This window comes from Paenibacillus sp. FSL R5-0345 (genome assembly GCF_000758585.1).
In the GTDB taxonomy this organism is placed as follows: domain Bacteria; phylum Bacillota; class Bacilli; order Paenibacillales; family Paenibacillaceae; genus Paenibacillus_AQ.
This window is the reverse complement of record NZ_CP009281.1, coordinates 4439575-4454521: the sequence shown is the minus strand read 5'-3', so window position 1 is coordinate 4454521 and position 14947 is coordinate 4439575. Positions and strand designations below refer to the sequence as shown.

At 43.6% G+C, this 14947-nt stretch carries 12 protein-coding genes; 11 read left to right on the top strand and 1 reads right to left on the bottom strand.

Annotated features, from left to right (window positions below):
- The first annotated feature begins 115 nt into the window (after positions 1–115).
- From R50345_RS19775 to R50345_RS19735, 10 genes are all read left to right on the top strand, one after another.
- The gene (locus R50345_RS19775; protein ID WP_042129412.1) at positions 116–760 is read left to right on the top strand and encodes a YhbD family protein; all 645 of its coding nucleotides are present in this window, start codon (positions 116–118) and stop codon (positions 758–760) included.
- Between the two features lie 11 nt (positions 761–771).
- On the top strand, positions 772–1458 hold the full coding sequence (locus R50345_RS19770) for a hypothetical protein (protein ID WP_042129411.1): 687 nt from the start codon (positions 772–774) through the stop codon (positions 1456–1458).
- Positions 1451–2107, top strand: a complete 657-nt coding sequence (locus R50345_RS19765; protein WP_042129409.1) for a hypothetical protein — start codon at positions 1451–1453, stop codon at positions 2105–2107. Before R50345_RS19770 ends, R50345_RS19765 begins: the two co-directional genes overlap by 8 nt.
- 45 nt (positions 2108–2152) lie before the next feature.
- Positions 2153–3691, top strand: a complete 1539-nt coding sequence (locus R50345_RS19760; RefSeq protein ID WP_042129407.1) for an MDR family MFS transporter — start codon at positions 2153–2155, stop codon at positions 3689–3691.
- Positions 3692–4076: 385 nt separating this feature from the next.
- On the top strand, positions 4077–5036 hold the full coding sequence (locus tag R50345_RS19755) for an ABC transporter permease (RefSeq protein ID WP_042129405.1): 960 nt from the start codon (positions 4077–4079) through the stop codon (positions 5034–5036).
- A 17-nt stretch (positions 5037–5053) separates the two neighbouring features.
- Positions 5054–5950: a carbohydrate ABC transporter permease gene (locus R50345_RS19750; protein WP_042129404.1), complete on the top strand. Its 897-nt coding sequence runs from the start codon at positions 5054–5056 to the stop codon at positions 5948–5950.
- Positions 5951–6042: 92 nt separating this feature from the next.
- Positions 6043–7878 (top strand): type 2 periplasmic-binding domain-containing protein, encoded by a 1836-nt coding sequence (locus tag R50345_RS19745; RefSeq protein ID WP_042129403.1) that lies wholly within the window; start codon positions 6043–6045, stop codon positions 7876–7878.
- A 129-nt stretch (positions 7879–8007) separates the two neighbouring features.
- Positions 8008–9753: a sensor histidine kinase gene (locus R50345_RS19740; protein ID WP_042129400.1), complete on the top strand. Its 1746-nt coding sequence runs from the start codon at positions 8008–8010 to the stop codon at positions 9751–9753.
- Complete coding sequence (locus tag R50345_RS30385; RefSeq protein WP_052414660.1) at positions 9746–11149, top strand: response regulator; 1404 nt, start codon at positions 9746–9748, stop codon at positions 11147–11149. Before R50345_RS19740 ends, R50345_RS30385 begins: the two co-directional genes overlap by 8 nt.
- Positions 11146–12816, top strand: a complete 1671-nt coding sequence (locus tag R50345_RS19735; RefSeq protein WP_052414659.1) for an extracellular solute-binding protein — start codon at positions 11146–11148, stop codon at positions 12814–12816. The genes R50345_RS30385 and R50345_RS19735 overlap by 4 nt, the downstream gene beginning before the upstream one ends.
- A gap of 69 nt (positions 12817–12885) precedes the next feature.
- Here the strand turns inward: R50345_RS19735 and R50345_RS19730 are convergent, their stop codons facing one another.
- Positions 12886–13305 carry a MarR family winged helix-turn-helix transcriptional regulator gene (locus tag R50345_RS19730; RefSeq protein ID WP_042129398.1) on the bottom strand — a complete coding sequence of 140 codons (420 nt, stop codon included), beginning with the start codon at positions 13303–13305 and terminating at the stop codon, positions 12886–12888.
- 161 nt (positions 13306–13466) lie between these two features.
- On the opposite strand from R50345_RS19730, the gene R50345_RS19725 reads away from it, so the two are divergent.
- Entirely contained in the window at positions 13467–14927 is a 1461-nt protein-coding gene (locus tag R50345_RS19725; RefSeq protein WP_042129396.1) for an MFS transporter, read from the top strand.
- The last annotated feature ends 20 nt before the right edge of the window (positions 14928–14947 follow it).

Sequence of the window (14947 nt, the reverse complement as noted above, 5' to 3'; positions counted from 1 at the left end):
AATCTTGGAGGGAAACTTTAATGCAATGATTTGTTGCGGTAGAGAAGTTAAGGGGGAGTGTTTTGTTTACAACGTAACAGTGTTATGTTACGATGCTTTCAAGGAGTGATCGCATATGGAAGATGATTTGATTTCGAAGAAGCAACTGCTGGATTTAACCGGTATTTCATATGGGCAATTGTACCGCTGGAAAAGGAAGCAGTTAATTCCCGAGGAATGGTTTATCCGTAAATCTACCTTCACTGGGCAAGAGACTTTTTTTCCTAGAGAGATGATCTTGTCGCGGATTCACAACATTGTGAATATGAAAGATGGGCTGTCCTTGGATGAAATGGCTGATAAGCTATCGGATAAGGCATCCTTTGAAAAGGTGAGTATAACTGCTAAGGAAATTGTAGAACGTAACATTGTTTCGACAACGACGCTGAGGAAATTTGGAGAAAGTCTCGGTGATGAAAGTAAATATACTTTTGAGGAGCTCGTTCATTTATTCGCTGTAGACCGCCTGCTTAGTGCTGGGGAAATGAGTATGGAGGAGGCGGAGCTTCTGTTTCGCACTTTGCAGGAGAAAGTTTCAAGGCTCGAGAGTGGAAGCTGGGAATTGTTTTTTGTCCGGAAAATGGGGGTTTCATCTTTCATTCTGGCACAAGCGCCTGCGGAGTTATGGTTTGATGAAGGGGTTAGATTGGTCAGTAAAATGACATATGCAGATTTGATCGAACAATTGAAAGGTAAGCTTGCCTACAAGCTTGTTGAATAGGAGGAAGAGTAATGGACAAACATCAGCTGCCTGATTTGATTATAAACGGGGTTAGTGGTGGGGCCGGAGGTACTTACAACAACGTAAACATGGATGGTGTAGGTAAAGTAGTGGGGCCGATTGTGGCACGAATGTTTAAAGGAAATGGGCATATGAATTTGAATGATGATCTCACAGCAGCAGAAGCAGAGTGCAACGGGGTCATTAAAGTGATAGGCAATTTGCAATTTGGCACCCTAAAGGTGGATGGGGTTCTTACTGTAGGTAAGAGTTTTCGAGGTGAAAGCTGCACCCTTAACGGAATGATGACAGTCAAGGGGGATTGTGATCTTGAGGATTTCGTAGGTGAAGGAAGCTTTAATGTTGGTGGTTTACTCAGTGCCGGTCATGTGGACTTCAAACTGCAGAGTCAGGCGAAGGCTAATGAAATTGGTGTGGAGAGCCTAGTGATACGGCAAGTAAATAGTGGGTTTTGGAGTAAGATGTTCAGTGGAATCATCCCTAAACTTCGACCGGAGCTATGTACTCGAACGATCGAGGGAGATTTTATAGATATAGAATATACAACTGCGGATATCATCAGAGGGAATATTGTTATTATTGGCCCAGGCTGTACACTCGGACGGGTAGAGTATCGCGAACAAATTACGGTGCATCCTGAAGCGAAAGTTGGAAAGGTGGAGAAGGTCGGTGAATGATAATCTGAAAATAATTGGAACGACGTCTTCAGCCGGGGGTTCTTTCAAAGATGTTAAGATCACTGGAGAATGCAAATTCGCCGGAGATGTGAATTGCGAGAAGATGAGTCTGACTGGAAATGCCAATATTGCTGGAAATCTGCATATGAAGCAAATGAAAATCACTGGTGAAATTGCGCTAGAGAGTGGTCTTGAAGGAGATTCCTTGCGTGGACAGGGGGAAATAAAAGCAGCCTCTGTAAAAATCGATAAGCTTCATCTCTACGGAAATCTGGATGTGAAGGGTGATTGTGAAGGGGAAAAATTGCAAATTTCCGGTGCCTTAAGCGTAGCTGGATTACTTAGTGCTGAGCATTTGGAGATTAAATTGTTTGGTCCAAGTAGTGCGAAGGAGGTTGGGGGCAGTATCTTAACCATTAAGAAGAGTAAAACTGGGAGACTGCTTCATATGATGAAGCCAACTTCGAAAATACTGTTTGAAGCAGGGCTAATCGAGGGCGATGCTATTGATCTGGTCAATACAAAGGCTAGTATGGTAAGGGGAGAACGTGTAATCATTGGCCCGGACTGTGAAATAGAAACGGTGGAGTTCCGTGATACACTAGAAGTTCATAAGCACGCAACAGTGAAGCATCAAGTGAAGATTTAAAGATAAATTTATAGTTATTTTTTGAGAAAAAGAGGAGTGGAACATATGAGTGCTGCCAAATCGCCAAATCTGGGCATTGTTATCGCAGGTCTCCTATTAGGAATTCTGATGGCTTCCATGGACAGCACTATTGTTGCTACAGCGATGGGGAATATTGTTGGAGAGCTTGGCGGAATGGACAAATTTGTCTGGGTCACATCAGCCTATCTCGTAGCCGAGATGGCGGGTATGCCCATTTTCGGCAAGCTATCCGATATGTATGGCCGCAAGAAGTTTTTTATTTTTGGAATTATCGTATTTATGGTAGGTTCGGCTCTCTGTGGAACGGCTGATACAATTACTCAGTTAGCTGCGTACCGGGCTATTCAGGGAATTGGCGGGGGTGCGCTGGTGCCAATCGCTTTTGCCATCATGTTCGATGCTGTTCCGCTGGAGACTCGGGGCAAGCTCGGCGGGGCATTCGGAGCAGTATTTGGATTGTCGAGTATTTTTGGTCCATTACTGGGGGCGTATATTACCGATCATATTGCTTGGCAATGGATATTTTATATTAACTTGCCCCTTGGCCTGTTGGCTTTTGCGATGGTTGTATTCTTTTATAAAGAATCCCATGAGCATTCTAAACAGCCTATTGACTGGTTGGGAGCAGGTACGCTGCTAGGTTCAGTTATTTGCTTAATGTTTGCGCTGGAACTAGGCGGGAAAGAGTATGCTTGGAATTCGTCCATGATTCTTGGTTTATTTGCAGCCTTTGTGATCCTTGCAGCGGTGTTTCTTTTTGTGGAGACTAGAGCGAAAGAACCGATCATTTCTTTTGCTTTGTTCAAAAAAAGATTATACGCAGTGAGCATTATCTGTGCTCTGTTTAGCGGTGCAGCTTTTATTGTGGCTTCCGTATATATTCCTATCTTTATTCAAGGGGTATTAGGAGGATCGGCTACAAATTCGGGACTTGTGCTGCTGCCAATGATGGTTGGCTCTGTGGTTACAGCTACGATGGGTGGATTTCTGATGTCAAAAACCAGTTACCGCAGCCTGCTCATTCCTACATTCGCACTTCTGGTGATCGGTACTGGTCTTGTAGCGACACTTACGCCGGAGGCTTCGCGATTGCTGGTTACATTGTATATGATCTTAATTGGACTAGGGATTGGTGCTTCATTCTCAGTGCTAAGTACGGCATCCATTCATGGATTAACCGCACAGCAACGTGGTTCGGCCAGCGCAACGCTGAATTTCATTCGTTCATTGGGCATGACCATAGGCATTACCACCTTCGGTATCATTCAAAGTCATTATTTCTCCGGCAGTCTTACCAAGCTACTCTCGGCTAGTGGAGGAGGATCGGCTCCTGCGGGAGCTATGGATTTTAAAGACCCGCATGCCTTGCTTTCACCGGAGACTAGGGCGCTAATTCCACCTGAGATTCTGGGTAAGATTACTGCAGGGTTATCGTCTTCCATAGTAAATACTTTTGCTTGGGCGGTGATTCCCGCAGCGTTAGCATTATTGGCTTCGTTTTATATGGGACGTCAGAAGATGGATGCCTCTGCGGAGGGGGATGTCCGGGCGTCTGGGCATTAGGCTATCGTGATGCAGTACGGACTTCAGTATGCGTACAGTGGGTATTTGGTGTTAACAAACTAGGGTTTTAAAGTAATGCAGCAGCTACCTATCGGGGGCTGCTTTTTTTTGTTGACACGGAGAGCGAACATGGTGGAAATGCTCAAAGAGGGAGAGTCTGAGGCAAGGGAAGGTGCTGATGAAATCACGATATGGCTCTTATTGGTATGAATTGGCTCGTATTTTGTCCCACAGGGCAGGTAGAAAATGGTCGATTGTGCTGCGAATTTGGTTCACTAGCATCTGACGGTTCTCCAGAGAGGACGTTCTGTGCTCTATCTCGCCAGAAGCTCAGGTTCTGATATTCTGAAAGCGTAATCAAAATCTGGATATAGGAGATTCCGATATGGGGGTACCTGCTGGCGAACTGCTTCCCGGCGTAGATCCGGTTCATCGATCCCGCTGGAAGATGAAGAACAAACATAAATTGTTCTTCATGGCTTTTCCATTTCTTGTTGTCACCTTTATTTTCTATTATCTGCCGATCAGCGGATGGATTTATGCCTTTTATGATTTCATTCCCGGAATACCCTTGTCAGACACGCCGTATGTCGGGCTGAAATGGTTTAAGACGATTGTATCCAATCCGACACAAACCGCAGAGGTTCTACGCGTGCTGAAGAACACACTTGCCATGAGTTCACTTGGATTAATTACGTCCATATTTCCAGTGTTCTTTGCCATTATGTTGACCGAGATTAAGTCTGGCTGGTATCGCAAGATGGTGCAGACGCTAACCACGATCCCGAACTTTATCAGCTGGATTCTGGTATATGCATTGGCATTCTCGTTGTTCTCAGTAGATAACGGTGTCATCACCCACATTCTGGTGCAGCTTGGAATAGTGGATGAAGGCTATAATTTACTAGCTTCCAGCTCAAATATCTGGGTCACGATGATCCTTTGGTACTGGTGGAAATCGTTAGGCTGGGGAGCCATTCTTTATCTTGCTGCAATTGCTGGCATTGATCAGGAATTGTATGAAGCTGTTGAGGTGGATGGTGCAAGTCGGTTCCGCAAAATCTGGCATATTACCATTCCAGGTCTGATTCCAACCTTTTTTGTACTGCTGCTGTTATCCATAGGTAACCTGGTCAATAACGGTATGGAGCAATATTTTGCCTTTCAAAATGCTATGAATAAAGATTCCATTGAGGTGCTGGATCTTTATGTATACAATATTGCGTTTGCTAACAACTTTCCTTTTGCCACAGCCGTCAGCATGTTGAAATCGGTTGTCAGTGTAATTCTACTGTTCGCAGCCAACACATTATCTAAGATGGTGCGTGACGAATCTATCATTTAAGTCAGGGGTGATCCCATTTGAGAAAGAAAAAACTAACAACTGGAGAACTTATCTTCCAGATAATTATCTATACGCTCTTTGGATTGTTCACCCTGTCATGCATCTATCCATTCTACTACTTGTTTATCAACACGATCAGCTCGAATGATCTTAGCGCAGCAGGGTATATCAAATTTTATCCAAGACAGATTCATTTCGATAACTATAGCAAGGTTCTAAAAATCAGCGGTCTAGGACATGCGGCAACAGTCTCTGTATATAGAACGGTCGTCGGGACGCTACTTACTGTAGGGTCGTCAGCTTTTTTAGGTTACTTGTTCACTAAAAAGGAAATGTGGGGCCGGAGTATTTGGTACCGCAGTGTTGTAGTTACGATGTATTTTAGCGCAGGCCTAATTCCTTGGTATATCACAATGCATAATTTGCATCTGACCAATAATTATCTGGCTTATATTTTGCCTACGATTATTACGCCATTCAATATTATTCTAGTCAAAACCTTCGTTGAAGCCATTCCACCTTCACTTGAGGAGTCGGCATCTATGGATGGTGCGGGTTACATGCGAGTGTTCTGGAGTATTATTGTACCGCTTACGACGCCAATTCTAGCTACGATTACGATTTTCTCCGCAGTGAATCAGTGGAACTCCTTCATTGATACGGCGTTTCTGATGACAGATACGAAGTACTATACGCTCCAGTTCTTGTTGTGGCGTTATTTGAACGAGTCCAGCTCGCTCGCTGCTCTAATCCGTAGTTCACCTGATATGGCCGCTGGTGTAGCGAATATGCAGACTCCAACCTCGGTACGGATGACCGTGACCATGATCGTCGTATTGCCGATTTTAATCGTGTATCCGTTCTTCCAACGCTTTTTCGTCAAAGGAATTATGATCGGTGCGGTTAAGGGCTAATGAGTTACCGGATCGGTAATGAAATGGGGTTTTCCTCTGCTACAAGCAGAGTTGAACTATAAGTGAAGATACGAAAGGGAGGGTATAAAGCAATGAGACTAAGAAGAGCATCGCTTGTCATGCTATCCGTAATCCTGGTCTTCGTTCTGGCAGCATGTGGCGGGGGGAATAATACGGCTAACTCGGGCAAAAACACTAGTACAGAGAAGCCCACGTCCGCTGCCACAAATGCGCCGGCGGAAGAAACAGCAGCACCAGATGACGGAGCACTTGATCATTCCAAGCCGCTGAAGCTGACCGTATTCTCTACAACGGCTAACTATGCGGGGCCACAAACTGGATGGTTCGCCAAAATCATCAAAGATAAGTTCAACATTGAGATGGACATTGTAGCTTCAAATCTTACAGGTGGAGATACCAAAATTTCTGCAATGATGGCATCTGGTGATCTTGGAGATATCATCATTTTCGGTGATGACAAGAACCATTATCCAAATGCGATCAAAGGAAAGCTGCTCTTAGACTGGACACAAGACGGACTTCTGGACAAATACGGAAAAGATATTTCTAGCACTTTCCCAAAAGCTATTGAGAAAGCAAAGGTAGCTTTTGGCGGTGGATCATCAGTCTTTGGCATGGGAAACAACGTAGCTTCTAACCCATCCGGACCTTCTGAAGGAAAAGATATGACTTGGGGTCCAGACCTACGCTGGGATCTTTATCAACAAATCGGAGCACCTGAAATTTCAAAGATTGAAGATTATCTTCCAGTCCTGAAAAAAATGCAAGAGCTTGAGCCAAAGAATGAGCAAGGTAAGAAAACCTATGCCTTCTCGATGTGGTCTGACTGGGATGGCAACTATAAAATGACACTGGCTAAACAGTTTGCAAACATGATGGGCTATGATGAAATTCCTGACACTGCTGTGTATGTTAAAGCAGACGAAGAAAAGTATTATGACTTCTTATCCGAAGATAGCTGGTATATGAAATCGCTCAAGCTGTATTTTGAAGCTAACCAAATGGGTCTGGTGGATCCAGATTCTATGACTCAAAAATTCGACGATGTTGTAGCGAAATACAAAGATGGCCGTCTGTTGTTCTCCTGGTTCCCATGGCTTGGAGCCGCTAACTACAATACACCGGAAAGAACAGCTGAAGGTAAAGGTTTTGCATTAGTTCCATTTAAGGATGAGCTGATGTACTCTACAGGCTTCAATGTTTACGGTGGTAACGGTATTATAGCAATCGGCGCAAAAGCTAAGGAACCAGCAAGAATTATGGAATTCATTAACTGGATGTACACCCCGGAAGGTGCAATGATCTCTGCAGGAAGCGGGACTGCTGTACCAAACGGACCTAAGGGGCTGACTTGGGATATAGATGGAAGCGGTAAACCTGTCGTGACTGATTTTGGTTGGAAGGCTTACGCGGATCAGCAGAATACGCAAGTACCTGCAGAATATGGCGGCGGTGACTACTACTACGGCTCCAATCAAATGAACTTCTCTTTTGTAGTACCAGCGATGGTGAATCCAGAGAACAAAGAGCCATATGATCACAATCTATGGACGACAACCCTGCAACGTAATCCGTCTAAGCTTGATAGTGATTGGAGAGCGAAGATGGGCGTTCTGACACCTAAGGAGTATTTTGAGAAAAATAATCTGCTGGCTGTAGCTCCACAAGGCTTCACTGGCAAAGAGCCATTGATGATGGATAAAACACTGGAGCAAAAGAACAAACAAATCGGTACGGTCATTCAACAAATTTCTTGGAAAATGGTTTTTGCTAAAGATCAAGCTGAATATGACAAATTGAATAAAGAGATGCATGATAAGGTGAATGGTCTTGGCTATTCCGAGGTGATGGATTTCTCTATTAAAAAAGCTGAGGAACTATTCGAGGCTCGCAAAAGTGTGAAATAAGGTTCGATTATAAATAGGGCGGGGCGGCGTGGAGGCTGTTCTGCCCTATTCTATTCAATTAAGGATAAATGTGGTATTCTCATATTAATATATAAAACGCTTACAGGAAGAAAGAAGAGGATCATTCGGATGGTAAGAGTTCTCCAGCGTAATCATACCCCAGCTGTCAAATCCTTACGTAATACTCTATTCATCTATCTAGTTATCGGAACGCTACTTCCGCTTCTCTTAGTAGGATTCGTAACCTACACCTCTATTTACTCTATCCTTTCAGGGAAAATTGGCAATGGTATAAGTGCAAGCCTGAAACAGGAAGCCTCAAGTTTGGAGAATGCCATCGACAATATGGATTTTGCTTCTAAACAGTTTGCGCTGGATGGTCAGATTGTAGAGGAAATGTCCTCTTTTATTCAAGAAAAGCAAATTTATCGCAAATCGCAAATGATGAACTCCATCAATCAGAAAATCAACCTCGTCAATTTTACGAATCCCTATATTGGACTTACAGCTTACATTATGCCTAGCAGTGATGATCCGGTTCTGTTCACCAATATGAGTGCGCGCAGAAATTTCGATATCAGTACTTTACCTTCTTTTATGCGGTATAACGGGGCTGATTACTATGGGCCGCATTCTACGATGTATGCCGTCGGAGATAATCTCGTATTCTCGGAGCAGCGCATTGTACGCGTACCAGGTGAACATAAGTTATATATTTATTTAGAGACGAATTACAGTCTGCTTCGCAAAATATTTAATCAGGAATCTTACGGGATGAAGGTAAATCATATCCTTGTGAATCAACAGGGCACTAACACCTATGAAATTGACGGAAAATTGCCTCAAGGAATTATCAAAGCTGCAGGAAGCAACTCCAATCTCTCACATGAGACGCTTACCGGATATCATCTGTTTCGATATGCTAGTCCGCAGGGCTGGAAGCTTATTGCCGTAGTTAAAAAGTCTGAATTCAACAGTGAAATTTATTCCTGGTTCTATAAAATGATCCTGCTCGCGTTCTCGACGCTACTCTTTGCCGGAGTTCTGGCTTGGATGATTTGGAAAAAGATTTATGGCCCATTGCGCAAGGTTAACCTTGAAATTAATCGAATGGCAGAAAATGTTACCTCTCCGGTTGCCTACACAAACGTGGAAGAGTTTGATTTCGTACTTAGTAACTTCCAGCAGATGAAGAAACAGGTGAATGAGCTGATTGTTGCGGTAGCCCATAATGAGAAGCAGAAAAGCCAATTCGAGATTGAAAAGCTGCTCAGCCAGATCAATCCGCACTTTTTGCACAACACATTGAATACGGTGCAGTGGATGGCAAGACTCAACGGTCAAAAGGAGATCGACAAGCTGGTTACTCTCCTTGTAAAGGTGCTGCATTATAATCTAGGCAAGCAAAGCATTATTGTTACCCTTGGAGAGGAAATTGAAGCGATCCGAAATTATATGGAGCTGCAGCGCATCCGTTATGACTATGAATTCGAATTTAACGTGGAGGCAGATAAGGATGTATTGTCTGTGGCAGTCCCCAGATTCTTACTTCAACCTCTCGTAGAGAACTCGATTTATCATGGACTAAGCGATAATGGCAGGGTAGATGTCTTAATTACAGAGCATGGCGAAGGAGAAGTTAAGCTATGTGTAAGAGACAACGGGGCTGGTATGGATGCGGATACGTTAGACCAGCTGCTGTCAGAGGACGGAGCCAAGAAACGGGGACTCGGAATCGGATTCTCGTACGTGAACCGGATGCTTAGAACCTACTATGGAGAGCAGATGAAGCTAGAGATGTACAGCAAGCTAGGGGAAGGTACGGTTGTATCTATCGTGATTCCGAGGAAAGGTAAGGAGGACTTCGATGATTAAGGCTGTAGTGGTTGATGACGAGAGACTTGTGCGGAAAGGCTTCATATCTCTAATCGATTGGTCGTCCTTAGGGGTTGTTATTATCGGTGAGGCGGGAGATGGCAAATCTGCCCTGGAGCTACTTCAACAGCAGGATGTGGATCTGCTATTTGTAGATTTGACTATGCCTGGTATTTCTGGATTCGAGCTAATTAAACTAGTAAGGCAGCGTTTCGCAGGCATTCGCTGTGTTGTGCTTACTTGCCATCATGAGTTTGACTATGTGCAGGAGGCCATGCGTTTAGGAGCTGTTGATTATATTGTCAAAACTCTGTTAGAGATGGAAAATGCGGATGAGACTATACGTCGGCTCGTTGATCGGATCAAATGGGAGGACAACACACGGGATGCCTTGGTTCATGGTGAAGGTAAACGGATGGCCGCTGACAAGGCGCTGCTCTATTTACCATTAAACAATCACTGTAATGAAGAAGAGTTATTTCACCTATCCTTTGTGAAGAATAATCCGTTGATCACCTTTCATGAGATGTGGATGTCACCTCTGCTTCAACGTTTCTCAGAAGAAGAAGGTAGGCGGGAGCTTAAAAGCCAGCTTTCTGGGAGATGGCAGATCGCGCTTATCAGTGGGATAAGAGATCAGTCGTTACAGGAATTGGAGGAGCAACTCACAACGAAGCTACGGCATATGCTATTTTATCATTCTGGAGCTGAGGAACTGACCTCTCTGAATTATGAGGAACTAAAGAAGGAAATATCGGGCACCAATTTAATACATGATGAAGCGGATCTATTCGAGCAAGCTCAAAATCTCAAGTGGACGATTGATGGAAACGAATGGGACCATTTTGTATCGAACATACGCTTGCAGAAGCCGCGATCTGATAGATATCTAACGTTCGCACATTCTCTATTGCAAAGATGGAGTGCTTTACTCTTGAAGCCTGAAGATGCTGTTCAATTGGAACGGGACATTTCACTTAACTTGAACTGGTGCCATTGGAAGACCTGGCTGCGCAGATTCTCTGATCATGTGGGACGGAGAATGCTCGAGCTAGGATTGACTAAAGAGGTGATGTCCTGCCTAATTCGCGCAGTTCGTTATATGCAGAGCCATGCAGGTGACAAAATCAATCAGAGCGATGTAGCGGCTGAAATTAATATGAGTCGTGGTTATTTCAGTCAATGTTTCGCTCGTTTTGCCGGAGAGACATTTGGTGAATGTTTACGGGGAATGCGGCTTGAGTTGGCTAAATCATTGCTGCTGGAGACCTCGCTACCCGTCTGTGAGGTTGCTTCAAGGTCTGGCTTTGAAGATGACCGTTATTTCAGTAGGCTGTTCAGGGAACGCATTGGTAAACTACCGAGCGAATATCGTGCGGAGGGGAAAGGCCAATGATGAGATTTTGGAGATCCATCCTCCTTCTTATAGTGATCATCGGACTGACATCCTGCCGTGACCAGAGCATACCAGTGGATTCTGGCAGAAGTCCTCAGGGAGAGGTCGAAGATACTTCTATCGCATATAGCAAATATGAAGATCCGATCGTGATCCGGGTAGGATTTAAGGTTCCTGATTCCAGGTTAAATACAGGTGACAGCAATGATAACAATCCAATCACCCGTTATTTGGAGAGCATTACCAATATCAAGGTAGTTCACTCTTGGGAGGCAAAGGGTGAAGATGCTTTTAATCAAAAAGCACAGCTTGCGATCGATAGCAATGATTTGCCAGATGCGATGGTTGTAGATCGAGATCAATTGAAGAAGCTCATTGATAATGACATGATAGAGGACCTTACAGAGACCTACAAAGTATACGGCTCTGAGTTAATTAAAGATATGTACAATTCTACGAAGGGAGAAGCATTAGAAGATGCTTCACGTGATGGTAAATTATACGGATTACCGAATGTAGCGATTGATGCGGATTCTCCTGTTCTGCTCTGGGTACGTCAGGATTGGCTGGAGAAGCTGGAGCTGCAACCCCCTCAGACCTTTGAAGACATCGAGAAAATTGCTCAGGCTTTTATTGAAAAAGATCCTGACGGGAACGGGAAAAGAGATACTGTAGGATTAAGCGGCTACAAAAATATCGTATATGGAACTAAGCCATTAGTTAATGGTCTGGATGCTGTTTTTAGTGCATTTCATGCTTACCCGACGAATTGGATCAAGGATAGCAACGGTAAAATTGTGTACGGCTCTATTACACCAGAGACCAAACAAGCACTTGCTAAACTGGCGGATTGGTATAAACGTGGGTTGCTAGACCCGGATTTTGCTCTGTATAAAGAAACTCAGGAGCCTATAATCACTGGGAAATCAGGCATGTTTTTTGGCCCATGGTGGATGCCTTATTATCCATTGTCAGAGGCTGTAGCTTTGGACACGAAGGCAGAATGGAGAGCGTATGCAGCTCCACTAGATGATTCCGGCAAGTTTGTTGCTCACTTGGCTCCAGTTACGGATCGTTATCTAGTTGTACGTAAAGGATTTGAACACCCAGAAGCCATTATGAAGCAGTTGAATGTGTTTACAAGACTTGAGAGAAGGCAAGACCCAAATACAGAAGAAGTTAAGAAGCTGGATGATTTCTCTGCACAAACAGGAATTCAGCTGCGTGCTTATTATCCGTTTGACCTTCTAATTGATTATTCGGATGCGATAGAAAAACATTATGCAGATATTCAGCAAGCTCTACATGGAAAAATAGACCCGGATACATTAAATCCAGATACCCGACTCATCTATGATCAATGGGTGGAGGACACTGAACAACCTAAAAAAGATCTAGAAGGCTGGAAAGCAGCGAACGCGTATAAATACGGAGTTGCCGTCTTAACCTCAACTGCTATTGAGGGAGTGCGAGGGGTCTTTTATGGAAACACACAACTAATGAAAAGCAAATGGGCGGAACTTCAAAATCTAGAAAGTGAGACATTTTTGAATATCATTGTGGGCGATTCACCCCTTAGTGACTTTGATGTTTTTGTAGAGAAATGGAAGAGCCTCGGTGGGGAAGAGATTACGAAAGAAGTTGCTGAGACTGTAAAGGTGAAGTGAGTACGGAAAAAGAAGCAGCTATCCCATTAGTAGCATTCACTACTTTTGTGACAGCTGCTTTTTTTGTTCCTACTCTTCGTCAGTGCTGATCTTTTGAAGTAAGTAACGAAGCTGTTCTACTTCCTCATTTGTTAATTTGCCAACGAGACTTTTATTGTAATCATCTAAAATAGACTGAAGGATAGGTGAGAAATTAATTGCCTTAGGAGTTGGATATAATAGGTGAGAGCGTCGATCATTAGGATCTGGTTTACGTTCAATGTATCCCGAATTCTCTAATTGCTTTACGGAACGAGCGGTGGTTGCTTTATCGAATTTCAATTCAGAAGTTAATTGATCTTGTGTAATCCCTGGTTTGGCAAGAATCAATTTGAGAAAGCTGTGTTGCCCGCCGCTACCTATTCCATAGGGCATGAATTTTTTTACCAATTGCTTTTGATTTTGACGATGAAAATAGGAAATTAATTTACCTATAGGCTCTTTTTCCAAGATATAGACACCTCTTTGGGTTTAGTTCGCGTATTTACTACTCTGAGACAAAGTGTACAATAAAGTCGTTGCGTGCGCAACTAATTTGATGTACACTGGGTATGCAAGTTTTGTTGCGTGCGCAACTAAACGTTGATTATACATTCAATGAGGTGTTAGTTATGAGTTCTATTAGCGCAACCTATCAGGAAGACAAGGAAATTCAGAAGAAACGCTGGATAATATTAATTGTCCTGAATATTTTCACCTTTATGTCCACGCTTGATGGTAGTATTGTCAACATCGCTTTACCTGAATTATCGAAACAATTGAAGCTGCCTATGGCACAAATCGAATGGGTAACCACAGGTTATTTGATGGCGATCTGTGCAGCGATTCTTTTCTTCGGGAAGCTTGGAGATATTGTTGGGAAGATTCGAATCTTTAAGGTTGGGACGGTTGTTTTTGTTATTGGTTCTATGCTGTGTGGATTCAGTTTAAGTTTACCTGCTTTGCTTGCTTCGCGCGTTATTCAGGCTATCGGAGCTTCGATGACAATGGCGAACAGCCAAGGAATAGTTACGGATATTTTTCCTGCTAATGAGCGGGGGAAAGCCCTTGGTTTCATAGGTACATTCGTGTCACTGGGAAGTATAGCTGGCCCTAGTTTAGGTGGGATTATGGTCTCGACATTAGGGTGGGAGTATATCTTTTGGGTGAACATTCCAATTGGAGTGATTGCTATCCTGTTAGGATGGAAGGTACTGCCTAAGGATTTAACTAGAACGAAATCTACAATTGACGTTCCTGGCAGTTTGCTCTTCGCAATTTTTATTATAAGTTTGTTTGCGGGATTATTATTGGGACAGCAGCTCGGTTATGGCGACAGTTTAATTGTGACTTCACTAATCGTAGCTGTAATCAGCTTTATTGCGTTCTTGTGGACGGAGCTTCGAAGAAAAGAACCGCTGCTGCAACTGTCATTATTTAAGAATCCATTGTTTTCATTAAGTATTTTGTGTGGGTTTCTCGTATTTACAGCGAACTTTTGCTTTAACATTATCGCACCATTTTATGCACAGAATATGCTGAATCTATCGCCCTTTGAAGCGGGATTCCTGTTGATGCTGTTACCGATATGTATGGTAGTCGTTGCACCAATAAGCGGTGCTTTATCGGATAAAATCGGCTCTGAATTTCTAACTTTTGCAGGGCTGGTGGTCATGGTTATTGCTCAGTTTGGATTAGCAGAGCTTCATGAAGGAAGCTCTGTTGTGCTGGTAGGCGTGTGGATCGCTATGCTAGGAATAGGCAGTGGTCTATTTCAATCGCCGAATAATTCACTTGTTATGTCTAAGGTGCCTAGAACTCAGCTTGGTTCCGCGGGCAGCGTCAATTCGTTGGTTCGTAATGTGGGTATGGTTGTCGGTATTACGATCGCTACGACGATACTCTTTCATGTGATGAGCAGCGAAGCAGGTTATCGGGTAACAGGTCTAGTTCCGGGTCGACCAGAGTTGTTTATCAGTGGCATGCATGTAGTGTTCATGACTTCAGCATCCATATGCTTTGTGGCTGCATTGCTAACGGGGTGGAGAATGATAAGTGCAAGAAGCGCCAGAATGCAGACTTCGGAAAGATAATAAGGAATAAAGAAGAAGAT